The sequence below is a fragment of the Pseudomonas sp. CFBP 8772 genome (assembly GCF_014841665.1).
GTDB lineage: Bacteria > Pseudomonadota > Gammaproteobacteria > Pseudomonadales > Pseudomonadaceae > Aquipseudomonas > Aquipseudomonas graminis_B.
Window position 1 is genome coordinate 479,067 of sequence record NZ_JACYUI010000001.1, and the last position, 22,948, is coordinate 502,014.

The window sequence follows — 22,948 nt, forward strand, 5'->3', positions numbered from 1 at the left end:
GGCGGTGGTCAAGGGTCACCGCCTTGAGGCGGGCCGGTTACGGGAATGCGCCGAAGCCGATGCGAGTGTGCTGTGGTTCAGCGATCCGGACGCAGCGGAAAAGACCCTGCTGCTGGAGCGCTTCAATCTGGACGACCACGCCCTGGCCTCGGCGCTCGACCCCGACGAGGTGTCGCGCATCGAATTTCACCCGGACGCGCTGTTCATGATCTGGAAGCGGCCGGAGAACTACTCGGGCAAGGACACCTTTTCCTTCGACGTGTCGTCGTTCGGGGTGCTGCTCAGCCCCCATCACATGGTCCTGATCTGCGCAGACAACAAGCAGATCAGCGACCTGGGACTGCACCGGCCCATGCACACGTTGCTCGACGTGCTGCTGGAGGTGCTGTTCCACAACATCCATCATTATCTGGGTCACCTCAAAGTGATCAAGATGATCGCCCGGGAACTGCAACAGCAGTTCAATGCCTCGATGGACAGCCGCCATCTGGTGCAGATGTTCAACCTGAGCGAAAGCCTGGTCTATTACATCAACGCCATCGACAGCAACGGCTCGGTGCTGACGCGCCTGCGCAATCATGCGCACAAACATCAGTTTTCCGGCGACAGCCTGGCGCTGATCGAAGACATGATCATCGAGAACGAGCAGTGCCATAAACAGGCGAACATCTATTCCACGGTATTCGCCAGCCTGATGGACGCGCGGGGCAATCTGGTCAACAACAACACCAACAATCTGTTGCGCAAGCTGACGTTGATCAACGTGGTGTTCTTGCCGTTGAATCTGGTGGCGGGGATTGGCGGGATGTCGGAATTCAGCATGATGACCACGCCCGTCCCGTGGTGGGTCAGTTACCCGGCATTGCTGGTCGGCATGGCCGGACTGGGCGTGGGGATGGTGGTGATACTCAAGCGCATGGCGCGGGCGAGTCAGTGATCAGTGGGAGCCCGGCGGGTTCCCACTGAACGTGGCGGGAGGTGTTATTCCGACGCCTGCAAACCTTTCTGCCTCAGCACCTGATTCTTTTCTTTCTTGTACTGCAGGGCGACTTCCGGCGCCGGACCGCTTTTGCCGGTCTCCATCCACAAGCGCATGCGGCTGGCATCGGCGAAGTGGGTGTATTTGCCGAAGGCATCGAGAATCACCACCGACACCGGACGATTGGCCATGCTGGTCAACAGCACCAGGCAGTGGCCGGCCTGGTTGGTGAAGCCGGTCTTGGTCAGCTTGATGTCCCAGTTGGATTTACGCACCAGGTGGTCGGTGTTGCTGAAGCCGAGGATGTAATTCGGCTTGCGGAAGGTCACTGTTTTCTCAGGCGTGGTGCTCAGCTCGCGCAGCATCGGGTAGTTGCGTGCGGCGAGGGCCAGCTTGGTCAGATCCCGCGCGGTGGAAACGTTGTAGACCGACAGGCCGGTGGGCTCCATGTACACGGTGTGGTTCATGCCGAGCGCCTTGGCCTTGGCATTCATCGCCCGGATGAAGGCCGGGTAGCCGCCCGGGTAGCTGTGGGCCAGGCTCGCCGCGGCGCGGTTTTCCGACGACATCAGGGTGATCAGCATCATGTCGTGGCGGTTCAGCTCACTGCCCAGCTTGACCCGGGAGAACACGCCTTTCATTTCGGCGGTCTGGGAGATGTCGACCTTGATCATCTCGTCCATGGGCAGCTTGGCGTCGAGGGTGACCATCGCGGTCATCAGCTTGGTCACCGAGGCGATCGGCACGACGATGTCGGGGTTGCTCGCGTACAGCACCTGACCCGTTTGCAGGTCGGTAATCATGGCGCTGCCGGAAGCCAGATGCAGATTGGCCGGATCGCGATTGAAGGTCGGTGATTCTTTGGCCAGTGTGACGGTGGAAAGTGCGCAGCCTGTAAGTGCAAATAATAGGCCGATGACGGTTGGGCGGATTTTCAAGAGCAACGCTCACTTAATGATGGAAATAGCGTGGAACGTCGGACTTTCTTCAAGGACGACAACACGTTCGGCGCATTTTAGGAGCAAGTTTCTGAAGTTGTCGATGGGCTGGCGCGGGGTTTCGTTAATAAACCGCTGTTGTATAGCTCAGGTTCAGGTGGCGGATCCAAAAAGCCTGTATTTAAAAGGGTCGAATTGCTGTTTATGGCACGCCTGACGGTCATGGCCGCGCATCAAAACCGGATTGGCGCGCAAAAAAAAGCCCGCGTCATTAAAGAGGCAGGCTAAAGGGGTGTGCGGAGCAACGCACGATTCGCAGGGATAAGGGAACAGGGTTTCAGCTGTTGAGCGGGGGGTGTTCAAGCTGCTGCGACAGCGCTTGCGCGGCCGGCAGTGAAGGTAAAGGGCCGCTGACGGGTTCGCCGTCGTGCATCAAGTACCAGCACGCCAGCAGACCGCGCTCACGAAGCTGGGCGGGTACTGCGCTGCCGACAACCGACATGATTTGTACCTTGGTCATAGGGGCCTCCATCAATCTATGGCGCCACTGTACGGCGCGACCGGTTGATCCAGAAATCAACGCGCTCGATAGTCGTCATTGATGAGCGGGTAGGGGCGGTGATGGAACAGGTCTCTAGACCGCACTTGCATCCGGTATAAGCGCCCGGACACAAAAACCCCGCCGGAGGGGCGGGGTCAGTGTTACGTGAGGCTGGGGCTGCTAACACCACAGCCCTCAGGCCAGGAGCAAACCGCTGTTACCAGCGACCGCCACCGTGGTAGTAGCCCGGCGGAGGGCCGTAATAACGTGGCGGGCCGTAGTAACGCGGGGCGTAGACGACCGGGCGTTCAACGACATAAGCCGGCTGGTAGTAAACCGGCGGCGGTGGCGGTGGCGCGTAATAAACCGGCGCCGGGGCCGAGTAGTACACAGGAGCGGGCGACGCATAAACCGGACCGGACGCCACTGCCGCGCCGACGACACCGCCGACGACCGCGCCGATCACGGCTGCTCCACCCCAGCCCGGGCCGCCGCCATGGGCTTCAGCCTGGCCTGCCAGGGCGAGGGCGCCTAACAACAGGGCAACTTTGGGGATCTGACGAATCATGACTGTTCCTCGGTGTTCAGTCCCGTTGTCGCGAGCCTGCGTTACGCTCAGGCACTGCCACGGGATAACTTCTCAGACAACGGTTCAGGAAATATCTGCGAGGCCGTTGCGTAAATTTTGTGTAAGGTATTCGACAACTTTAATAACAACAGCTGTGCCCATTCCGGCTAAGCGTTGCGATTCTACGCCTTTCCCCAGGCGTCTTCTAATACCACTCGGGAGATTTCATGTTGGTCACTGCCAGTAAGGAAACGCGGTTGTGCATGTCCCTGGCCGGACGTCCGGGCAACTTCGGCGTGCGCTTCCATAACCACCTCTATCAACAGTTGGGCTTGAACTTCTATTACAAGGCTTTCTCGCCGACCGACCTGTCCGCCGCCATCGCCGGCATGCGTTCACTGGGCATTCGCGGGTGCGGCGTGTCGATGCCTTTTAAAGAAGCGTCTCTTGAGCTGGTCGATGAACTGGACGCGTCCGCCGCCGCCATTCAATCCATCAACACCATCGTTAATACCGATGGCCACTTGAAAGCGTACAACACCGATTACATTGCCATCGCCCAACTGGTGGACACCCATGAAGTGCCGCGCACGCGATTTGCGCTGCGTGGCAGTGGCGGCATGGCCAAGGCCGTCGCCTGTGCCCTGCGCGACGCCGGTTTCACCGACGGGCTGATCGTGGCGCGCAACGAGCAGGCGGGCAGGGCGCTCGCGCAGACGTGCGGCTTTGCGTGGCAAGCCGAACTGGGCAGTGAACGCCCGCCGCTGCTGGTCAACGTCACCCCGCTGGGTATGGCCGGTGATCAGGCCGAGGCGCTGGCTTTTGAGGTGTCCGCCCTCGAACACGCCGACACAGCGTTTGATGTCGTCGCCACGCCGGCGCGTACGCCGTTCATCGTCGAGGCCGAGCGGCTCGGCAAACGCCTGATCACCGGCGACCAGGTCGCGGCAATCCAGGCCCTGGAGCAGTTCATTCTTTACACCGGTGTGACGCCAACCCAGGAGCAGTATCAGGCAGCCGCCGCTTTCGCGCGGGGCTAGCGCGCCTACCCCTCCAGCAACGCCAGCCGTTCTTCCAGCGCAGCGATACGGGCTTCGAGGGTTTCGACGCGCTCGGCCAGCGCCGAACTGCCCGGGCTGCCTGAACTGCTGCGCTCGGTCGGGTGTGCCCGGGCGGCGAGGACTGTCTCCCTGTCAGCCGGATCGCCCAGTGCGTGCAGGTAGCGGTCTTCGCGCTGGCCTGCCTGTTTCGGGATCAACACCGCCAGCCCACGGCCTATGAGCCGGTCAAGCTGATGCACCACCGCGTCGGCGTCTTCGAAGTCGTGCATGCGGTTGCTGCGGGTCAGCAGCTCGTTGACGGTTTGCGGGCCACGCAGCAACAGCAGGCCGGTGAGGATGAGTTGCGCCGGCACCAGCTCCAGCGTCTTGTCGACGCGCTGTTCCCAGCGGTCCGCCCGGCTGCCCATGACCAGGCGCGTCAGTTGCAGGCTTTCCAGCGCGCGCAGGCTTTGGCCGACCTGGCCGGGCGTCAGGTTCATCACCGGCTCGCGACTGGTCTTCTGGTTACAGGCCAGCACCAGGGCGTTGAGGGTCAGGGGGTAAGTCTCGGGATGGCTGGCCTGCTTCTCGATCAGACAGCCCAGAATGCGCACTTCGGTGCTGCTCAGCTGCAGCGCATCCGCGGCTTCAACGGTGTTTTCGGAATCCAGCTCGTCAGACATGACCCATTCCCCAAGCGTTGAAAAGGCTATGAGGGTAGGGGCTGGATGAGGTAAAAGACAAGCCGCGTTCGCGTCCGCCTCCGTGCGACTCATTTCCCAGGAACTGCCATGACCCTTTCTCTTTACGCCGCTTCGATTCCTGTCTTCAAGCAAATGCTGACTGCCCTCAGTGCCGTTCTGGCCAAAGGCGAAGCCCACGCCGCCGCCAAGAACATCCAGCCGGATGCCCTGCTGCAGGCCCGTCTGTTCCCCGACATGTTCCCGCTGGTGCGTCAGGTGCAGATCGCCGTTGATTTCGCCAAAGGCGCCGGCGCACGGCTGGCAGGCCTTGAGCCGCCGAAGTACGAAGACACCGAAACCACCTTTGCCGACCTGCAAGCGCTGCTGACCAAAGTGCTGGCGTTCCTCGACACGATCAAGGCCGAACAGGTCGATGGCAACGAAGCGCGCGAAATCGTGCTGCGCCCGGGCACCGAAAAAGAAAAGCGTCTGGACACCCAGACCTACCTGCTGCATTACTCGCTGCCGCAGTTCTTCTTCCACGTCACCACCGCTTATGACCTGCTGCGCCACAACGGCGTGGAAGTCGGCAAGCGCGACTACATGGGCGCTTACTGATCGGTCAGATTGCCTGACGCGATCACAGCCTGATTGCATCGCTGCCCGGCGCTAACCGGGCAGCGACACTTGTTTCGTCCGGCGTCTGCCGGCCAGACGCACGGCTCTGATACCCTCCGCATCCTGATTCACGCCACATCCGATCGACCGCTCCGCAAGGACTGGTCGTTTTGTCGTTCTGGAGATTTCATGTTTTTCCCCATCTACCTGCTGTCGGCCGCCGGCTTTACCGTGCTGACCACAGAGTTCGTCATCGTCGGTCTGCTGCCCGCGATCGCCCGCGACCTGGCCGTCACCATCCCCCAGGCCGGCTTGCTGGTCACGCTGTTCGCCTTCACGGTGGCCTGCTTCGGGCCGTTCCTGACCGCGTATTTCTCGCGCTTCGAGCGCAAGCGCCTGTTCATTTCGGTGCTGATCATGTTTGGCGTCTCAAACGTTGTTGCAGCGCTGGCCCCCAACATCTGGGTGATGGCCGCCGCGCGGCTGATCCCGGCCCTCGGGCTGCCGGTGTTCTGGGCCCTGGCCAGCGAAACCGCCGTGGACATCGTCGGACCAAAGCATGCCGGGCGCGCGATTGCCAAGATCGGCTTCGGCATCGTCTGCGCCACGGTGTTCGGCATCCCCGTCGGCACCTTGATCTCGGACGCCATCGGCTGGCGCAGCGCCTTCGCCGTCCTCGCGGTGATGGCGTTCGCCAAGGCGTTGCTGCTGTTCATTTACCTGCCCCGCAGCGTGCACAAGGATCAGGCCTCCTTCCGCAGCCAGTTCCGGATTCTGCGCAGTCCTTTGATGCAAGGCCACGTGCTGCTGTCGGTGCTGGTTTTCAGCGGCATGTTCACCGCGTACACCTACCTCGCGGACATGCTCGAGCGACTCGCCGGGTTCAACGGCACCGTGGTCGGCTGGTGCCTGATGGGCTTCGGCGCGGTGGGCTTGCTGGGTAATTCCCTGGGCGGGCGCCTGGTGGACCGCCATCCGCTGATCGCCAGCCTGACCTTCTGCACCTTCATGATCGGCGGCATGGTCATGGTGGTGCCGAGCATGCATTCGCTGCCTGCGCTGGCCCTGGCGCTGGCCGTGTGGGGCGCGACCCAGGCGGCGCTGTTTCTGGTCAGCCATGTGCGGCTGATGAAAGCCGCCCCACAGGCCCCGGCCTTCGCCGCCTCGTTGAACATCGCGGGGGCCAACCTGGGCATCGGCATTGGCGCGATCATCGGCGGACGGGTGATCGATCACCTGGGCCTCGGCAGCCTGGGCTTCGCGGCGGCCGGCATCATCCTGCTGTCGATTCTGCTGGCCTTGCTGCTGATGACAGTCCGCCCAAACCCGGCGACCTGCGACGCCTAGTCCGGGAACAACTGGCGGCGTGCGCCTTCAGTGATCGCCACAATGCCGGGATGCTTGACCTTGCGCTCCACCGAGATCGCGTAGAACGACTCGGTCACGGCGTCGGTGTCACCGATCAGCTCGACGTCATATTGCTCGATCACCTCACCGGCGATCACGCTCGGCGCAATGAAAATCCCGCTGCCGGACTTGCCGAAGGCCTTCATCAGGGCGCTGTCGTCGAACTCGCCGACGATCTTCGGCTGGATATTCTGCTCGGCGAACCAGCGCATCAGCCGGCTGCGTACCACCGTTTGCTGGCCCGGAACCAGCAGCGGCGCGCCTTGCATGCCGTGGGGGAAGTGCTTGCCGTACAGGGCGGCGAGGGCGCGGGTGGCGAAAAAACTCACGCCGCATTCGCCGAGCTTCTGGCTATAGCCTTTAATGTCCAGATGAGAAGGCATGGGGCTGTCGGAAATGACCAGGTCCAGGCGCTGAATCGCGAGGTCCGCCAGCAAGCGTTCGAGCTGGTCTTCCCGGCAACTGATGCGCACGAGTTCGTTGAGCGCCATGCTCGGCGCGATGAGACGATAGACGATGGACTTGGGCACGACATCGGCGACGCCGACGCGAAAGAGGATTTGCTGCTCGTCGGGCTGGGCGCTCAGAACGGCTTCGAGTTCCCCACCCAGCTGGAACATCTGTTCGGCATAGGGCAGGGCAACGCGACCGGTTTCGGTCAGCTCCAGTTGACGGCCCACGCGCTTGAACAGCTCGACGCCGTAGGTCTGCTCCAGCAGGCTGATCTGCCCGCTGATGGTCTGGGGCGTGAGGTTCAATTGCTCGCAGGCGCGGACAATACTGCCGGTCTTGGCCACGACCCAGAAATAGTGCAGCTGTCGGTAATTGAGCATGGGCGCTGTCACTTCGGAAAAACCGAAGTATACGCCTGAAAAATACGAATTTTGCTGAAGTGTTTCCGTCCCTAGAATGCTGCCCTATCCCCTGAACTGATCCTGGACACTCGCTATATGGAATATCTTCTGGAACTGGCTGCAAGCCCAACGGCATGGATCGCTCTGGCGACACTGGTCGTCATGGAAATCGTGCTCGGTATCGACAACCTCATTTTTATCTCGATTCTCACCAACAAGCTGCCGGTTCATCAGCGTACCAAGGCGCGCCGGATCGGTATCAGCATGGCGTTGATCCTGCGCCTGGGCCTGCTGACCACCGTGGCCTGGATTGTCCAGCTGACCGCGCCTGTGGTCGAAGTGTTCGGGCAGACCTTCTCCTGGAAGGACATGATCCTGATCGCCGGTGGCCTCTTCCTGGTCTGGAAGGCAACCACCGAGATCCACCACAGCGTCGACATAAAGAGCGAAGCCGAAAAAGCCGCTTCCAGCGCCGTCACGCTGGGCATGGCTGCCGCGATCGGTCAGATCCTGATGCTCGACCTGGTGTTTTCCATCGACAGTATCGTCACCGCCGTTGGCATGACCGAGCACTTGCCGATCATGGTGATCGCCGTGATCGCCGCCGTGGTTGTGATGCTGGTGGCGTCGGAGCCCCTCGCCAAGTTCATCAACGACAACCCGACCGTGGTCATGCTGGCGCTGGGCTTCCTGATCATGATCGGCATGACGCTGATCGCCGAAGGCTTCGGCGCCCACGTTCCGAAAGGCTACGTGTACACCGCGATGGCGTTCTCGGCCCTGATTGAAGTGCTGAACATGCTGGTTCGTCGGTCCCGCCAGCGCCGACTGGACGCCGAAGCCCAAGCTCAGAAGGTCTGACGCCTGGACGGCTCCGCCTGGCTATCGAGGGCGGGGCCGTAAAAAAGTAGGCCAATAAAACCGACCGTTTTCGTCTGTCCTTTCCGCGTTCACGTCGTCACATCGTCAGTGCGCCGTGACAGGACGGATTTTGCGTTGTGCACGCTCTACGGATTTCGCGGCTTCGGTTTCCCGATAATGCGGATGATGGCGACGCGAGATGCGCATCACCCCCCACAACATGGCAGCCGCAACGGCCAGCCAGGCAGCGATCAACATCACAATGGTCATTCCGAGGCTCATGGCTTCCTCCGGCTCTTCTCTTCGTCTCTTAGTTACCGACAGTCTAGTCTCGCTGTTGTTGCCAAAAATTGACCGGTGGTAGGAATTGCATGACCGATTCGTTCTATCCACTCGCGTTGACAGCGCTTCGGGCTATACCACAATCGGTGGCGGCTCTATCATCCGCGTTCCGGCCGGATCTCGGGATCCGTTGCCATCAGTCAAGTGAGTGAAGAACGTGCGGGCATTGACGCGATTGGATAGCGTTGCAAGTCGACGCAAATGGCTGGCGCTTGCCGCCGTGCTGGTCTTGGCAGGCTGCTCGAACGCCCACAACTGGAAGCCCGGCTACCCGCCGATGTACAAGGCACTGCCCGACCGAGTGGAAATCAACGCGGTGCCGTCGTTCCGGGGCAAGGATTACCAGAGCGGACCGTTCGCGCTGGCCAGCATGCTGACCGTGCATGGCGTCCAGACCACGCCGGGCCTGCTGGAAAAGCCGCTGCAGCTGCCGGGCGCCGAAGACAAGCTCGACCGCAGCATGCTGAATCTGGCCCGCGAATACGGCTTTGTGGTGTATCCCGTCGACCATGGTCTCCCGGACCTGCTGGCCCAGGTGTCGGCGGGGTATCCAGTCATGGTGCGGTTTTCGGACGGCTCCCTGTTGTGGAAAGAGCAGCGCTACGGGGTGCTGGTCGGGTTCGATCAGAACAAGCGCACGGTGCTGATCTATACCGGGCCGGGGCGCGTGACGACGAGCTTCGATTCGTTTACCTCGGACTGGAACGACGCCGGCAACTGGGCCGTGCTGATCCAGAGCCCGCGTCAGGTGCCAGTGCCGGTCGACCGTGAACGCTGGCTGAAAGCCGCCAATGATCTGGCCCAGGCCGGGCAAGAACAGGCGGCGGGCGAGGCGGTCAAGGCGCTGAACAATCCGGCCGCCCGTTAACGGTTGGCCGTTCATCACCTCTGGTTCAGAACCCCAGCTTGTCCCGCAGGCTGTAATACCAGGCACCCAATGCCGTCAGCGGCGTGCGCAAGAGTTGCCCGCCCGGGAACGGGTAGTGGGGCAGGCCGGCGAAGGCGTCGAATCGTTCCGCCTGTCCGCGCAGGGCTTCGGCCAGCACTTTGCCGGCCAGATGGGTGTAGGTCACGCCGTGGCCGCTGCATCCCTGGGAGTAATAGATGTTGTCCCCCAGCCGGCCCACCTGGGGCAACCGCGACAAGGTCAGCAGGAAGTTTCCGGTCCAGGCGTAATCGATCTTCACGTCCTTCAGTTGCGGAAAGGCTTTGAGCATCTTCGGCCGGATGATGGCTTCGATGTTGGCCGGATCGCGCGCGCCGTACACCACGCCGCCGCCGAAGATCAGACGCTTGTCGCCAGACAGCCGGTAGTAATCGAGCAGGTAGTTGCAGTCCTCGACGCAGTAATCCTGAGGCAGCAACGTGCTTGCCAGTTGCTCGCTCAGCGGCTCGGTGGTGATGACCTGTGTGCCGCAGGGCATCGACTTGGCGGCCAGTTCCGGGACCAGATTGCCCAGATAGGCATTGCCCGCGACGATGACGAACTTCGCCCGAACCTTGCCCTCGGCGGTGTGCACCACCGGGCTGGCGCCGCGATCGATGCGCGTTGCCGCCGACTGTTCGTAAATGACCCCGCCCAGGGACTCGACCGCCGCCGCTTCGCCCAGCGCCAGGTTCAGCGGGTGGATGTGACCGCCGCTCAGGTCGAGCATGCCGCCGATGTACTGGTCGCACGCCACCACTTCACGGATGCGGCGCTGGTCCATCAGCTCCAGCTGCGTATGGCCGTAGCGTTCCCAGAGGCGTTTTTGTGATTCCAGATGGCCCATCTGCTTGGGCGTGATCGCCGCGAAGACACCGCCGTCTTTGAGGTCGCACTGGATCTGGTATTTGGCGATGCGGTCGCGGATGATCTGCGCGCCCTCGAAGGCCATGTGGCCGAGCAGTTGCGCTTCCTTCGGTCCGACAGACTTTTCGATGGTGTCGATGTCACGGCTGTAACTGTTGACGATTTGCCCGCCATTACGCCCCGAGGCGCCGAAGCCGACCTTGGCGGCTTCCAGCACAGTGACGTTGAAGCCGTGTTCCAGGAGAAATAGCGCGCTCGAAAGGCCGGTGTAGCCTGCGCCGATGATGACCACGTCGGTTTCGACGTCCCCTTGCAGCCGTGGCCGCACCGGAACGGGGTTGGCGGAAGCGGCGTAGTAGGAATGTGGGTATGGCGTGTTCGTCATCCTGTAACCCCTGTTTTATATTTTTTACGAATGGGCGGATCGTACCTGAGATGAAATTGGGCGGCCAGCCACCGCCGCAGCTTTGCGGTGTTGACGAGACGCTGGCAAGGCAATAGCCATTGAGGCACAGGCGCACCCACTCGGACCTATTGGAGTGTGCCGGCGCAAATAGCTCGGACATTCATAGGCTTAGGGCTGAATCGAAGTTGACAGCGATGCGAATCTCGGTAGAATGCCGCCCCACAGCAGGCACGTAGCTCAGTTGGTTAGAGCACCACCTTGACATGGTGGGGGTCGTTGGTTCGAGTCCAATCGCGCCTACCAAACAAATCCGCTCTGCTGGGCGGTGAAAAAAAAGGGTGGCCCGAGAGGGTCACCCTTTTTTTGTGCTCGAATCCGAATGACGTCAGGCGTGCGGTCCTTTATGGCTGACCGGTCACTCGTCCTTGGCGCGGGTAATGCGGCCCGCCCTGATCTCGTCCACATAGGCGCGCAGCCGGTCAGCATCCTTGTACTGCTGATTCATCAAGTGCAGCACGGCGACTACGTCCACATCGTTGACACGTTCGGCCAACCGGCTGATTTCGCCAGCGGTGCTTTCCAGATTGGCCGCGATGCCGCTCAGGTCACGCTTGAGTTCCAGCGCTGATTTTTTCATGCCCACGGTGCCGCTCTCCACTGTTGATGACCGCCGGGCCCGCGCCTCTGATTCAGGCGCGGCGGCGACGCACTATATCAAAGCACGATGGCCTTCCACGACCACCAGGCACGAAAAGGGCGCTGTTCAAGCGCCCTTGGATGCCTCGTGTCACGGCTCATGCGTGGGTGATGCTTCAGCCGCCTGCGCCGCCCGCGCTCGACGAACCCGAGCCCTTGCTGCCGCCGCCCGTCGTGGTATCGCCACCGGGCAAATCCGCATCGTCTTTGTTGCTGGTGCCATTGCTCATTGACGTGCCGCCACCAATGCTGATGCCCTTTTTGTTTTGCGCGTCCACATCAGCACCCTGGCGAGCCGGGTCGCTGCCTTGTACGCGCGGATCGATGCCCGTCTGCGAAGGCGGCGGACCCATGTCCGGCGATGTCGCGCCAGCCAGCGCGGCAAGGGAGGTGCAGGACAGCGCGCAGCCCAGCGTAAATGCAGCAAGTGATCTGTTCATCAGGTGATCTCCGTGTCTTGGTTCCTTGTGCTCATTTGGCATCTGAACCTTGTCCGAAGTGCCATCACGGCGACAGGCGGCATGTTGGTGGGGGCGTCATTGGCGGGATGCGCTCATTCGATCTAGCCGGGTGGCGAAGATCAGCCTGTGTGTCAGGGGATTGACCTCCGGGTCTGGCTGATCGACAGGGGCCGTGTCAGTTCAATCCGTCCGTGTCGATGTGCCGGGGAAATAATTTGCATATTCATAGGCTTACTGGGCGAAAAAGACGTTGACAGCTATTTGAATATCCGTAGAATGCCGACCCACAGCAGGCACGTAGCTCAGTTGGTTAGAGCACCACCTTGACATGGTGGGGGTCGTTGGTTCGAGTCCAATCGCGCCTACCAAACAAATCCGCTCTGCTGGGCGGTAACAGAAAAGGGCGAATCGAAAGATTCGCCCTTTTTTATTGCCTGAAACTTTTATGTCATGCCTGCCTTGCCTGATTCAGCCATAGCCCCTATGGCCGGACGCTTCAGCCCGATTTGACGCTTACGTACATGCCGATCCGCGAAAAAATCCGTTTTTTTTCCCGCTACCGTCTGGACCTTTTCCCATGATGCGCGATCATCAGTGCATGGAAATCCAGAGGAGGTGTGTATGTTTAGCCGGTCGTTGACCCTTGCCGTTTTGTTCGCCCTGTCGAGCCCCTTGCTGGCTGCCGACGGTGATGGCCCACTGTCTCAGGAGCGCGGCAAGAACCGTCCATTGATCGTCATCGCATCGAGTTCGGTTGATCCGACGCTGGTGAGTCTGAAGAAAAGTCTGGATGAGAGCGCCAACAAGGAGGGTTTCGCCAAGCGTGACATGGTCCTTTACACCATCATTAACATGGTCGGTCAGCGTGGCGGCAAAGAGCTCGATGCCCAGACCACCATGGCGCTGGTTCGCGAGCTCAAGCTTGGCGCTCAGACAGACAAGCAGGCTCAGGTGATCCTGGTGGGCAAGGACGGTGAGAAGAAAATGATCCACAACGGCCCCATCGATCCCAAGGAGATTTTCAGCACCATCGACCAGATGCCGATGGCTGAGAAAGAGGCGGCCGCCGCTGCGGCTCCTGCGCCGGTCGCCGAGCCGAAGGCCGCAACGCCGTCGGGCAAGCCGGCCAAGCCTGGCAAGGCCGCGCCCGCTGCACCGCCTGCCGGGCTGGATGATTAACCGCTCAGACGCCATACCCATGGGGCTCGCTTGGCGTTGCTGGTAACATCGCTCCTTTTTCACCGAAAGGGACGTTTGATGAGTGGGACTGGCATGAAACATTGGGCGGGCGCTGTGGCATTGATCATGCTGTCTGGCTGCATGAGCTTGAATCAGACGCGCTCGGCAGGGCCGGCGCAGGTTTACACCAGTCAGAAGCCTGCGGTTGCCGTTGCCGAGTGCATCAAGGTCACCTGGGCCAATGTCCAGCTGTTCGGTGATGTAGCGGACGTGTTCATGGCCAAAGGGGATCCTGGCGCGTTCACGGTCTACACCACCGAAGGCGAGTATTTCGCTGATGTGGCGGGCAAGGCGGGCATGACCAACGTCAACTTCTACGCCAAGCCGGGCGCCAAAGTGGTTGAGCAGCGTGGCGCGGTGCTCGCAACCTGCCTCTGAATCGAGCCTGCATTCACTGACCTGCGCGTGCTGACCGGTTCTATCATGTCCCGTCGTCGCGCAGGCTTTGAGCAACACAGACGATTCACCCTGGCCGCTTTACCTCGGCTTTTGACATCGCCTGCTTCACATCGGCGGAGTCACGCCATTTTCCCCGGCAGAAATCGACAGCGCGGTCAGCGTGTTGGCCGCGCCTTTCTGCGCTTGCAGCACCACCTTCACGCCGGGCTTGAGCAAGCTGCGATCGCCGGGCACCAGGTTGACGATCGGCACGTCGTCAGGGATGACGATCTTCTTTTGCCCGCCCTTGTAGTTCACCGTGATGGTGCGTCCGGTGCTGGCGACCAGATCGCCAACCGATCCGTTGGTCATGGTGCTGTCCGGCGTCAGGTCAAAAGCCCGATGGCCATCTCCCGTGCCCGCCATGGCTGGCGGAAACACATGCACCTCGAGCGCCTTTAGCGAACCGTCCGGCAACGGCACCGCCGCGGAGCCGATGTAGCTGCCCGGTTTGATTTCCGACACTTGCGCCAGGGTCACGCCACGAATCTGTGTATCAGGGGTCAACGCAACCTGCAGGTCCTCTCCGCGATTGCTGTGGATTTTCAGCGAATCGCCTTCGATCGCAGTGATGGCGCCGCGCACGCGGGTGGGTTTGCCGTCTTCGGCGTGGGCGGGCAGCGCTGCCGACAGCAGTGCGCCGAGCAATCCGGACAGGAGAAGGGCGTGGCGGAGGGGCTGGGTTCTGGACGTCTTCATTGGCAGCGCGAATCCTGTGATGGGCTGAGCACTGAGCATAGCGGTAGTGCCCGTCCAAGTGCATGACATCGGCGTCAGCAAGCGGGGCCTGGCAACGGCGCATCCGGTGGACCTGCGAAAGCAGATGCTCGGTTTGCCGGAGTTGGCGTAGGGCGGGGGGGGCAGGAAGGTTGCGGCCAGGCTGTGCGTCGGTCGTCGAACGACTTCGCACAGCCCGGCGCGGGAGATTACTGCTGAAGGGAAATCGACGTGCTCGCGAGTTTCGGCTGGTTGTACAGGCTGACCAGCACTTCATCCAGTACCGAAGACGCACCCCACGGACGCGGATCGTTCAGGATTGCCACGACGACCCAGGTGTTGCCGTTGCTGTCGCGGCTGAATCCGGAGATCGCTCTAACGGTATTTAATGTCCCTGTTTTGATATGGGCTTCACCGCGCAGGGCCGTGCGTTTCAGGCGTTTACGCATGGTGCCGTCCATCCCTGCCAGCGGCAGCGAGCTCATGAATTCGGCTTGAAACGGGCTGTTCCACGCTGCCTGGAGCATCTGCGCCATTTCCCGCGCGCTGACCCGTTCGGCGCGGGACAGGCCTGAACCGTTCTCCATCACCAGGTGCGTTGCGATGATGCCTTTCTTGGCCAGCCACTGGCGCACCACACGCTGCGCGGCCTTGGCATCGTCACCGTCGGCTTCATTGCGGAACTCAGCGCCCAGACTGAGGAACAGCTGCTGGGCCATGGTGTTGTTACTGAATTTATTGATATCGCGGATGATCTCCGCCAGATCTGGCGAGAACGCCCTGGCCAGCAGCTTGGCGCTGCCTGGCGTCACGTCCAGACGGTCCTTGCCGAGAATGGTCCCGCCCAGTTCCTGCCAGATGGCACGCACGGCGCCCGCGGTATAGGTCGGGTGGTCGAGCAGCGACAGATACGTCTGGGAATTGCAGCCGTCGCCCAATTGGCCGGATACGGTTACGGTGATCCCGCCATCGGCTTCCGGCACCGGGTTGTACAGCACGTCGCCGGTGCATTTGCTGGAGGACAGCGCCTTGACCTGATTGTTGATGTGGATGGCGGCGATGGGCGGCTCCACCGAGACCAGAATCTTGCCCCCGTCGTTGCGGGTGACGAAACGCAGGGCCTTGAGGTTGACCATCAAGGAGTCGGGACGCACCAGGAACGGCTTGTTCTTGTCGTTGCCATCGTCGTCGAACACTGGCAGCTGCGGTTGCACGAAATGGCTGCGATCCAGGACCAGATCACCGGTCACTTGCTGCACGCCGTTGGCCCGCAAATCGCGCATCAGCAGCCACAGGCGTTCCATGTTCAGCTTGGGATCTCCGCCGCCCTTGAGGTACAGGTTGCCGCGCAGAACGCCATTGCTGAGGGTGCCGTCGGTGTAGAACTCGGTTTTCCACTGATGGGTCGGGCCGAGCATTTCCAGCGCGGCGTAAGTGGTCACCAGCTTCATGGTCGAGGCCGGATTGACCGACACATCGGCGTTGAAAACAGTCGGGGTGCCGGGGCCGCTGACCGGGAGCATCACCAGCGACAGCGCATCGTTCTGCAGCTTGCTGGCTTTGAGTGCTTCTTGAACCTTGGGGGGCAGGGCGGTGTTGATGGGAGCGGCGGCGATGGAGAATGAGAGGGGCAAAAGCAGGGTGGCGATAAACAGCGGACGCAAAGACTTGATCATTCAATAAACCCTACTGCAGCAAACACGGAGATGAAGAGGGGGTGAATTCCCTCGCACTGTGAACGAACCGCCAGAAAATGCCCGATGGCAGGGCGTGACACTGGCCTTTCGGTAAAGCGGCATTATGCCCCAAGCTTTCGTGACTTGCGCCGGGGTACAGCCGTCAAACCGCGCTATTTTTTGCGCTTGCCCATTTAAAGTCACGTTAAACCGTGAATTTCTCTGCCTGTGTCTGGTTGGGCTTTGCACCTGGCAGTGCGATGGGCGATAGCTGGACACGTTTTCTGGCTCGTGAATGCTTGAATCCCGGACACAAAAAAGCCATCCCGAGGGATGGCTTTTTCGGTAACAGCTCGGCGGGAAGGCCCGCCCGCTGATCAGACAGCCGCGTTGATCGGCTTTTCCGGGTACCAGGCGTCCTGCAGAGGGCTGACTTCAACTTCAGTCAGCTCGCTGCGGCCTTTGAGCCAGGCTTCGACAGCTGCGCGCTGTTCTTCGCTGACCGAACCACGGTTGGCCAGGCAGACCAGGCCAAAGTCGTCGCCGCCGACATAGTCCAGACCGTTAGCGTCCATGGCTTCTGTCAGGAAAGCGTCGAGGAAAGCATCAATGGCCTCGTCATCCAGGTCCTCTTTGAAGCCCAGCTTCAGTTCGAAGCCCAATTCCTGGAACTCGTCGACACAGAGTTTTTTGCGCAGACGACGGGAGCGGTTAGTGGCCATGAAGCGTTCCTCTTAAGTAATTTCGGGGCGCAGTCTATCAGCTTCGTCCTGATGGCGCCTGCTTGATGCTGATCAGGGATTTTCGGATTTCTGACCGTGCCTGGGGTTGGGGAGGGGCTCGCGCCGAGAGCTTTGGGATGACTCTTAGCCATGATGCGCAAAAAGTTGCGCACTCGTTTGTTGGAAATGGGGTGATTGGTGGGTTGGAGGCCACGTCGTTCGTGGTGTACAGACGAGTGCGCAAGAAGTTGCACAGGGGTGCGCAACTTCTTGCGCACTTGTTCTTTGTTTTCGGGTTGAGCGTTCACTTAAACCTACCGTTATTTCTCTTAAACTGTTGATTTTGTTTGGCTAATTTATAGCTGGCATAGCCCTTGATATCTCCGTCGCCCCCGGATTGGCATTCACGCCTTTTCGGATGGTTTTTGAGCACGGAGAGCATCCTTGGCGACCCCCTTAAATCTGCCCGTTGGTGGTGAGAAACGCGAACCTGAAGTGGCGGTTGTGCCGCTTGATCTGATTCAGCTTGAGGACGTTGGGGCTGGCGCGGCCAATGTCGATGCCTGGCTGCAGGACATCAGCGGCGGGGTTGTTTCGCTTGAGCGGATCAAGAGCGCTGCCGGTTTTCTACCGGTGGTGGGCAACATCATGGCGCTGGTTGATGCGCTGAATGACATCGTTCGGCTGGCGACGAGTGAGACGCGCGATCCGCTGGATTGGGTGAGTCTGGGCATCAATCTGATTGGCGTCTTGCCGACGCCGCCGACCATGGCGGCAGCGCGAATGAGCCTGCGGCCGACGCTGTTTCTGGTGCGTCAGGAGATGCTTCAGGCGGGCAAGTTGGTGCTTGGGGATTCGCTGATTGAGGTGCTGATTGGGCATCTCAATGCGGACATCGTTGGGACGCTTGATGACTTCGTGACTCAGGCGCAGGGCAAGCTTCCCGGGATTCTCGACGCTGCGGGGAAACTGGGCGAAGGCGTGTTGAACGAGATCGCCAAGGGCCTGGAGAGCGTGATCAACGGCGATCTCGATGCCGAGGGCAATCTGCTTGAGGCGGTGGAGCTGATCAGCGAGGGGCGCCAGCAGTGGGACTACGATCCCAAAGGCGCGATTTCCAATATCTTCATCGCGGTTGCCGACGTTTACATCGCTGCCGGCCAACACATCGTCAACGGCACCGTCGAACATCTTGTGCCTGAGGTGCTGAAAGACCCGGTACGCAGGCAGGCCAAAGCGCTGCGTGCCATGGGCTCGGAGCTTCGGACCCAGATTAATGGTCTGGCGGATCCTGGGGTCCAGAACTCGATTGGGGCGTTGCTGCAGACTTTGGCGGGTGCAGTGGTCTCCTGGCGGGCGCGCAACGGGCATGGGCAGTCTTTCAACATCAAGCCGGGGATGGTTAATCAGGCCAAGCGCCGGGCCGGCGAAGGCAAGCTCGAAGTTGTTCAGCACGAGAGGCCTGCCAAGGGTCGGCCCAACGAACAGAAGAATTGCGCCTGTGCGTCGACGATCAAGAGCATCAGCTTTGCGATGGGTTCGGAGTCGGTCAGTCATACCGATTTCAGCCTGCCAGGGCCGTTTCCGATTGAGTGGACGCGGACCTATTGCTCCAGTCTGGATGCCTACGATGAGGGCGTTATCGGCGCACGCTGGATCACGCCGTTTACCACGCGGTTTGATTGTGTGGGTGATGGTTTGGTTTTCCATGACTTCGACGGTCGCAGCCATGAATTTCCTCTTCCCAAGGTCAAGCTGTTTCACTTCAACGCCATTGAAAACCTGACCGTCGTTCGCCTCAGCAAGGACCGGTTGGTGCTGATGCGTGGCCTGGAACACAGGGAAACCTATGTTCGACGGGGTGGTCGTTTTGTTCTGATCAACAAGGTTTTGCCCAACGACGCTGGGGTGATGCTGCATTACGAGCATCGGCACGGTGGGGGATTGGTGCTTTCCGAGTTGGTGGCTTACTCGGAGAAAGATGTAAACAAAGTCCATCTTCGCCTTGGCACTTTGATTGATGATCAAGGGCGTCTGACGGGCCTTTGGGAAATACGTGATGGCGAAGTCAAACGTCAACTGTGCGCGTATCAATACGACGTTTCTGGCGATCTCACTTTAGCGCAGGACGAAAACGGTTCGGCCTGGCACTACCAGTATCAAAACCACCTGATTACTCGTTATACCGACCGCACCAATCGCGGTTTGAACTTGCAATGGCAAGGCACGGGGGCCGACGCCAAGGCCATTCGTGAATGGGCCGATGACGGCAGCTTTGATACTCGGCTGACGTGGGATGAAAACATCCGTCTGACCTACGTCACGGATGCTTTGGGCCACGAAACCCGGCACTACTACGACAGCCTTGGCTACACCTATCGCATTTGCCATGCGGACGGGCGTTCGGAATGGTTCTTCCGTGATGCTGCAAAAAACATCATTCGCCACGTCCATACCGATGGCAGTACAGACCGCTATCGCTACGACAAGCTGAGTAATCTGACCGAGCACACCCGCGCTGATCACAGCGTCATGAATTACGCGTACGACGATAAAAGCCACCTGATCAAGATCAGCGATGGCGAGGGCGGTTTGTGGACACGGGACTACGACTTTCGCGGGAATCTGGTTGAGGCGATCGACCCGCTAGAGAACACAACCGAATACACCTACAACTCGTTTGGTCTTCCTACTGCGATCAAGGACGCCAACGGCAATACAAAAGCGTTGGCCTATAACGACGCCGGACAACTCGTTAAGTACACCGACTGCTCGGGCAAGGTCAGTGTTTGGGAGTACGACGAACGCGGCCAAATGGTTCGCTTCACTGACCCGGCCGGGCACAGGACCACGTACGAATACAAAGCGGGTCAGCTTGTCCTGATCAAGCACCCGGACAAAACCGAAGAACGCTTTAGCCGCGACGCCGAAGGTCGGCTGCTCGCCCACTCCGACGGCCTGGAACGCTGCACCACCTGGCGTTACACCGCTGCAGGATTTATCGCCGAACGCGTCGACGCAGCCGAGCAAACCTTGCGTTACCGCTGGGACAAACTGGGGCGCCTCGTGGCGCTGGAAAACGAAAACGAACGCCGCGCTCACTTTCACTACGATCCAGTGGGCAGGCTGCTGGAAGAGAGCGGTTTCGACGGTCGCTCGACCCGCTATCAGTACGATCCCCAAACGGGGCGTCTGGCCGAAACCATCAATGGCCAGCGCTCGATCGCACTGACCTTCGACCCCATGGGCCGTTTGACAGAGCGCTGCGCCACGCTGGGAGAGCAATCCCAAAGCGAAACCTTCGCCTATGACGGCAATGGCCATCTGGTCATGGCGACCAACGCCATCAGCAAACTGCAATGGTTTCACGACCCGGCTGGCAACCTGCTGCGCGAGCATCAGCATTACTCGAATCTGGAAAAACCACTGGTTGCCGTCTGGCAGCACGAGTACGACGCGCTCAACAACCGCGTTGCCACCATTCGCCCGGACGGCAACCGCGTCAGTTGGCTCACCTATGGCAGCGGCCATCTGCTCGGCCTCAAGCTCGACGAGCACGAACTGCTCAGTTACGAGCGTGACGACCTGCATCGCGAAGTCGCCCGCCACCAGGACAACCAACTCCTGCAAACCCAAAGCTGGGGCCCGGCGGGACGCCTACAAGAACAATTACTGGGCCGAGCAGACGACAAATCCACCGTCATCAAACGCACCTACAGCTACGACGCTGCCGGGCAGCTCACCGACATCAACGACAGCCGCCGTGGCCCGCTTTCGTATCGTTACGACCCCGTCAATCGGCTGCTCAGCGCAACCAGCCGCTTGGGCGTGGAAACCTTCGCCTTCGACCCCGCGAGCAACCTGCTCGACGACAGCGCAGCACCCGTCCGCCGCCCGTTAGATCCGGAGCCTGTCCGCTACAAGCTGATCGACAACCTGCTGCGCGACTACGCCGGCAACCACTACGAATACGACGAACGTGGCAACCAGACCGAGCGCTGGACCAACGGCTTGCGCAGCGAACTGCACTGGGACCTCTTCGATCGCCTGGTGCACTTCTGCGATCCGCGCCTCACCGTAGACTTCGGCTACGACCCTCTCGGACGTCGCCTCTACAAATTCTCCAAAGCCCACTACCGACCGCGCCCCGAAGCCGGCACCGGCTGGAACGAAAACGAACACGCCAGTAAAGAGCGCGAGCTCGGCTGCGGCTTCACCCTGTACGGCTGGGACGGCGACACCCTCGCCTGGGAAAGCAGCCCGCCGCCATACGCCGGCGCCCTCGGCCGCACCGTCCACTACATCCATGAACCGGGCACTTTCGTCCCGGTGGCCCAGGCCATCCGCCACGAAACCATCCGCCTCGTAAGCCAACCCACTTACGAAGGGCGCTACAACTTCAAAGAAGACCCGCTCTGGAACTACAAACCGGTGGCGCTGCCGATTGATGCGTTGGCCTGGTACCAATGCGACCACCTCGGCACGCCCCAGGAAATCACCGACCAAAACGGCAATACCGCCTGGAGCGCCCAATACAAAGCGTGGGGCGAAGCACAGGAAAACCGTTCGGAGTTCGCCCAACAAGTCGGCCTGACCAACCCGATCCGCTTCCAAGGCCAATACCACGACCACGAAACCGGCCTGCACTACAACCGGCATCGATACTATGATCCAAGGGTCGGGCGGTTCATTAGCGAGGACCCGATTGGGTATCTAGGTGGACTGAACATCTACCAATACGGGCCGAACTCAATCAGCTGGGTCGATCCGTTAGGGCTGGCAAGTTCGGCCGTTGGACCGGGGCGAAAGCCTAAGTCTGATAAGCCTAACCAAAACTGTAAACGCGCATGCAGAAAAAAATGGGAGGTAAATCGGTACGACAGGGTTTGCGAGGGTAATGTCCCTGGCGTGGGTTATGCGAAATACTACCTAGATCCTAAAAAACAGCAGTGGTGGTCAGTAGATAAGACAGGCCATGGTGAAAGTGCTTGGAAAGTCTACGACGAATCTGGCGAGTGGCTCGCGGACACTGACATTTACGGAGACCATATGAACAAGCATAAAAGTGGGGTCGGAAAGAATATTAGTTTTAAATCTTTGAAGTGTAAGGATGAAAAATGATTACATCTGCTGAGGAGTTTATTGCTTTACGGAGTAGCTCCATCAAAAGTGAATACGATAGAGCTGCAACTGAGGAGGCCCCGATTTCGGTATGGCGAGATGTAATAAAAAGATACCCGAATTACAGAAGATGGGTTTCGCATAATAAAAATGTACCATTAGAGATCCTAGAAGAGCTATGCCAGTTTGATAGCACCGTCCGGCAGTTCGTTGCAGCAAAAAGAAAGCTGTCACCGGCGCTCTTCGAAGTTCTATCTAGGGATGAGAGCTACGTTGTACGCATCGCAGTGGCCGCCAACAAAAAAGCACCAATTACAATATTGGAAAGACTACTTAATGATCAAAACAAGCATGTTGCTCGCGCAGCAGAATACAACCTTGAAGAGACTAAAAATAAAAATAGACGTAGGGAGTAATGCTCTTTGGGTTCTTTCGTATTAAGGCGGGCTGCCTACGATAGCTTATTGGGACGGACCCCTTGAACTAGTGAAAGTCATATTGACATCCGTAACCCCATCGATTTACCCACAGTTCGAGGGAGGCCGCACGGCTCATGAGTCACGAATATAGATTGGTTTTTCCTAATGTTCTTACCGCCCGCTGCCTTATGAGCGATCTGAGGGCGAGTGAGTATTGCGTCCGAGCAGATCAAGAGTTTGTTTACTTGAAAGATTGCATCTCCGAGACCGAGGCGAATTACGATGCACGCTTAAGCTATTATGACCAAAATTCACTGTGGCTTGAGGGGTTAAAGGGGACGGAGACCTTTTGAACCTTTAACCCCTTCCGCTATCGGGGACAGATTAATTTACGGTGAAGCGCTGTAAATAAATCAGTCCCCTTATAATC

22 protein-coding genes and 2 tRNA genes are annotated in these 22,948 nt (G+C 59.8%); 12 read left to right on the plus strand and 12 right to left on the minus strand.

All coding sequences use genetic code 11. From position 1 onward, the window contains the following. Positions 1 to 4: 4 nt before the first annotated feature. Entirely contained in the window at positions 5 to 937 is a 933-nt protein-coding gene (locus IFT99_RS02100; RefSeq protein ID WP_192130258.1) for a magnesium transporter CorA family protein, read from the plus strand. 44 nt (positions 938 to 981) lie between these two features. Here the strand turns inward: IFT99_RS02100 and pbpG are convergent, their stop codons facing one another. The 3 genes from pbpG to IFT99_RS02115 form a co-directional block, all read right to left on the minus strand. After that, positions 982 to 1,917, minus strand: coding sequence for a D-alanyl-D-alanine endopeptidase (pbpG, locus tag IFT99_RS02105; RefSeq protein WP_065988771.1), 936 nt, complete (start codon positions 1,915 to 1,917; stop codon positions 982 to 984). A 337-nt stretch (positions 1,918 to 2,254) separates the two neighbouring features. Beyond that, positions 2,255 to 2,437 (minus strand): hypothetical protein, encoded by a 183-nt coding sequence (locus IFT99_RS02110; protein ID WP_065988772.1) that lies wholly within the window; start codon positions 2,435 to 2,437, stop codon positions 2,255 to 2,257. 238 nt (positions 2,438 to 2,675) lie between these two features. Next, positions 2,676 to 3,026 (minus strand): hypothetical protein, encoded by a 351-nt coding sequence (locus IFT99_RS02115; RefSeq protein ID WP_065988773.1) that lies wholly within the window; start codon positions 3,024 to 3,026, stop codon positions 2,676 to 2,678. A 227-nt stretch (positions 3,027 to 3,253) separates the two neighbouring features. On the opposite strand from IFT99_RS02115, the gene IFT99_RS02120 reads away from it, so the two are divergent. Next, the gene (locus IFT99_RS02120) at positions 3,254 to 4,066 is read left to right on the plus strand and encodes a shikimate 5-dehydrogenase (RefSeq protein WP_192130259.1); all 813 of its coding nucleotides are present in this window, start codon (positions 3,254 to 3,256) and stop codon (positions 4,064 to 4,066) included. A gap of 5 nt (positions 4,067 to 4,071) precedes the next feature. Here IFT99_RS02120 and IFT99_RS02125 read toward each other — a convergent pair whose 3' ends face one another. Next, complete coding sequence (locus tag IFT99_RS02125; protein WP_192130260.1) at positions 4,072 to 4,749, minus strand: YceH family protein; 678 nt, start codon at positions 4,747 to 4,749, stop codon at positions 4,072 to 4,074. Positions 4,750 to 4,857: 108 nt separating this feature from the next. Between IFT99_RS02125 and IFT99_RS02130 the strand changes: the two genes are divergently transcribed. Together IFT99_RS02130 and IFT99_RS02135 are read left to right on the plus strand one after the other, a co-directional pair. Further along, positions 4,858 to 5,367 (plus strand): DUF1993 domain-containing protein, encoded by a 510-nt coding sequence (locus IFT99_RS02130; RefSeq protein ID WP_192130261.1) that lies wholly within the window; start codon positions 4,858 to 4,860, stop codon positions 5,365 to 5,367. Positions 5,368 to 5,556: 189 nt separating this feature from the next. Beyond that, a complete protein-coding gene (locus IFT99_RS02135) occupies positions 5,557 to 6,714 on the plus strand; it encodes an MFS transporter (RefSeq protein ID WP_192130262.1) in 1,158 nt (385 codons plus the stop codon). On the opposite strand, the gene nhaR is transcribed toward IFT99_RS02135, so the two are convergent. Then, positions 6,711 to 7,607 (minus strand): transcriptional activator NhaR, encoded by an 897-nt coding sequence (gene nhaR, locus IFT99_RS02140; RefSeq protein ID WP_192130263.1) that lies wholly within the window; start codon positions 7,605 to 7,607, stop codon positions 6,711 to 6,713. The two genes, IFT99_RS02135 and nhaR, sit on opposite strands and share 4 nt — an antisense overlap. 117 nt (positions 7,608 to 7,724) lie before the next feature. Between nhaR and IFT99_RS02145 the strand changes: the two genes are divergently transcribed. Next, on the plus strand, positions 7,725 to 8,489 hold the full coding sequence (locus tag IFT99_RS02145; RefSeq protein ID WP_065988779.1) for a TerC family protein: 765 nt from the start codon (positions 7,725 to 7,727) through the stop codon (positions 8,487 to 8,489). A 105-nt stretch (positions 8,490 to 8,594) separates the two neighbouring features. Here the strand turns inward: IFT99_RS02145 and IFT99_RS02150 are convergent, their stop codons facing one another. Continuing rightward, positions 8,595 to 8,771, minus strand: a complete 177-nt coding sequence (locus tag IFT99_RS02150) for a hypothetical protein (protein WP_167355791.1) — start codon at positions 8,769 to 8,771, stop codon at positions 8,595 to 8,597. 226 nt (positions 8,772 to 8,997) lie between these two features. Here IFT99_RS02150 and IFT99_RS02155 point away from each other — a divergent pair, with 226 nt between their 5' ends. Continuing rightward, the gene (locus tag IFT99_RS02155) at positions 8,998 to 9,699 is read left to right on the plus strand and encodes a peptidase C39 family protein (protein ID WP_197985818.1); all 702 of its coding nucleotides are present in this window, start codon (positions 8,998 to 9,000) and stop codon (positions 9,697 to 9,699) included. A 25-nt stretch (positions 9,700 to 9,724) separates the two neighbouring features. Here IFT99_RS02155 and IFT99_RS02160 read toward each other — a convergent pair whose 3' ends face one another. Next, complete coding sequence (locus IFT99_RS02160) at positions 9,725 to 11,008, minus strand: NAD(P)/FAD-dependent oxidoreductase (protein WP_192130265.1); 1,284 nt, start codon at positions 11,006 to 11,008, stop codon at positions 9,725 to 9,727. 247 nt (positions 11,009 to 11,255) lie between these two features. Between IFT99_RS02160 and IFT99_RS02165 the strand changes: the two genes are divergently transcribed. Continuing rightward, positions 11,256 to 11,332: transfer RNA gene (locus tag IFT99_RS02165), tRNA-Val, on the plus strand. Between the two features lie 112 nt (positions 11,333 to 11,444). On the opposite strand, the gene IFT99_RS02170 is transcribed toward IFT99_RS02165, so the two are convergent. Then, positions 11,445 to 11,666, minus strand: a complete 222-nt coding sequence (locus tag IFT99_RS02170) for a hypothetical protein (protein WP_197985819.1) — start codon at positions 11,664 to 11,666, stop codon at positions 11,445 to 11,447. Positions 11,667 to 11,841: 175 nt separating this feature from the next. After that, a complete protein-coding gene (locus tag IFT99_RS02175; protein WP_192130267.1) occupies positions 11,842 to 12,165 on the minus strand; it encodes a hypothetical protein in 324 nt (107 codons plus the stop codon). Between the two features lie 312 nt (positions 12,166 to 12,477). Here IFT99_RS02175 and IFT99_RS02180 point away from each other — a divergent pair. From IFT99_RS02180 to IFT99_RS02190, 3 genes are all read left to right on the plus strand, one after another. Then, a tRNA-Val gene (locus tag IFT99_RS02180) sits at positions 12,478 to 12,554 on the plus strand. Positions 12,555 to 12,807: 253 nt separating this feature from the next. Continuing rightward, on the plus strand, positions 12,808 to 13,365 hold the full coding sequence (locus tag IFT99_RS02185) for a DUF4174 domain-containing protein (protein WP_192130268.1): 558 nt from the start codon (positions 12,808 to 12,810) through the stop codon (positions 13,363 to 13,365). 93 nt (positions 13,366 to 13,458) lie between these two features. Then, positions 13,459 to 13,803 (plus strand): hypothetical protein, encoded by a 345-nt coding sequence (locus tag IFT99_RS02190; protein ID WP_065988783.1) that lies wholly within the window; start codon positions 13,459 to 13,461, stop codon positions 13,801 to 13,803. Positions 13,804 to 13,929: 126 nt separating this feature from the next. Here the strand turns inward: IFT99_RS02190 and IFT99_RS02195 are convergent, their stop codons facing one another. From IFT99_RS02195 to IFT99_RS02205, 3 genes are all read right to left on the minus strand, one after another. Then, entirely contained in the window at positions 13,930 to 14,562 is a 633-nt protein-coding gene (locus IFT99_RS02195) for a DUF5666 domain-containing protein (RefSeq protein WP_192130269.1), read from the minus strand. A gap of 227 nt (positions 14,563 to 14,789) precedes the next feature. Then, a complete protein-coding gene (dacB, locus tag IFT99_RS02200; protein WP_065988786.1) occupies positions 14,790 to 16,256 on the minus strand; it encodes a D-alanyl-D-alanine carboxypeptidase/D-alanyl-D-alanine endopeptidase in 1,467 nt (488 codons plus the stop codon). A gap of 377 nt (positions 16,257 to 16,633) precedes the next feature. Beyond that, complete coding sequence (locus IFT99_RS02205; protein ID WP_065988787.1) at positions 16,634 to 16,978, minus strand: YggL family protein; 345 nt, start codon at positions 16,976 to 16,978, stop codon at positions 16,634 to 16,636. A gap of 444 nt (positions 16,979 to 17,422) precedes the next feature. Here IFT99_RS02205 and IFT99_RS02210 point away from each other — a divergent pair, with 444 nt between their 5' ends. Together IFT99_RS02210 and IFT99_RS02215 are read left to right on the plus strand one after the other, a co-directional pair. Then, positions 17,423 to 22,099, plus strand: coding sequence for an RHS repeat-associated core domain-containing protein (locus IFT99_RS02210; RefSeq protein ID WP_244656861.1), 4,677 nt, complete (start codon positions 17,423 to 17,425; stop codon positions 22,097 to 22,099). Further along, positions 22,096 to 22,515, plus strand: a complete 420-nt coding sequence (locus tag IFT99_RS02215; protein ID WP_244656862.1) for a hypothetical protein — start codon at positions 22,096 to 22,098, stop codon at positions 22,513 to 22,515. The genes IFT99_RS02210 and IFT99_RS02215 overlap by 4 nt, the downstream gene beginning before the upstream one ends. Positions 22,516 to 22,948 lie beyond the last annotated feature (433 nt).

Coding starts and splice junctions, on each gene's coding strand:
- IFT99_RS02190 (WP_065988783.1), top strand. CDS start 13,459: ATGAAACATTGGGCGGGCGCTGTGGCATTGATCATGCTGTCTGGCTGC.
- IFT99_RS02115 (WP_065988773.1), bottom strand. CDS start 3,026: ATGATTCGTCAGATCCCCAAAGTTGCCCTGTTGTTAGGCGCCCTCGCC.
- IFT99_RS02120 (WP_192130259.1), top strand. CDS start 3,254: ATGTTGGTCACTGCCAGTAAGGAAACGCGGTTGTGCATGTCCCTGGCC.
- IFT99_RS02150 (WP_167355791.1), bottom strand. CDS start 8,771: ATGAGCCTCGGAATGACCATTGTGATGTTGATCGCTGCCTGGCTGGCC.
- IFT99_RS02145 (WP_065988779.1), top strand. CDS start 7,725: ATGGAATATCTTCTGGAACTGGCTGCAAGCCCAACGGCATGGATCGCT.
- IFT99_RS02125 (WP_192130260.1), bottom strand. CDS start 4,749: ATGTCTGACGAGCTGGATTCCGAAAACACCGTTGAAGCCGCGGATGCG.
- dacB (WP_065988786.1), bottom strand. CDS start 16,256: ATGATCAAGTCTTTGCGTCCGCTGTTTATCGCCACCCTGCTTTTGCCC.
- IFT99_RS02195 (WP_192130269.1), bottom strand. CDS start 14,562: ATGAAGACGTCCAGAACCCAGCCCCTCCGCCACGCCCTTCTCCTGTCC.
- IFT99_RS02135 (WP_192130262.1), top strand. CDS start 5,557: ATGTTTTTCCCCATCTACCTGCTGTCGGCCGCCGGCTTTACCGTGCTG.
- IFT99_RS02205 (WP_065988787.1), bottom strand. CDS start 16,978: ATGGCCACTAACCGCTCCCGTCGTCTGCGCAAAAAACTCTGTGTCGAC.
- IFT99_RS02160 (WP_192130265.1), bottom strand. CDS start 11,008: ATGACGAACACGCCATACCCACATTCCTACTACGCCGCTTCCGCCAAC.
- IFT99_RS02215 (WP_244656862.1), top strand. CDS start 22,096: ATGATTACATCTGCTGAGGAGTTTATTGCTTTACGGAGTAGCTCCATC.
- IFT99_RS02110 (WP_065988772.1), bottom strand. CDS start 2,437: ATGACCAAGGTACAAATCATGTCGGTTGTCGGCAGCGCAGTACCCGCC.
- IFT99_RS02185 (WP_192130268.1), top strand. CDS start 12,808: ATGTTTAGCCGGTCGTTGACCCTTGCCGTTTTGTTCGCCCTGTCGAGC.
- IFT99_RS02170 (WP_197985819.1), bottom strand. CDS start 11,666: ATGAAAAAATCAGCGCTGGAACTCAAGCGTGACCTGAGCGGCATCGCG.
- IFT99_RS02130 (WP_192130261.1), top strand. CDS start 4,858: ATGACCCTTTCTCTTTACGCCGCTTCGATTCCTGTCTTCAAGCAAATG.
- IFT99_RS02175 (WP_192130267.1), bottom strand. CDS start 12,165: ATGAACAGATCACTTGCTGCATTTACGCTGGGCTGCGCGCTGTCCTGC.
- nhaR (WP_192130263.1), bottom strand. CDS start 7,607: ATGCTCAATTACCGACAGCTGCACTATTTCTGGGTCGTGGCCAAGACC.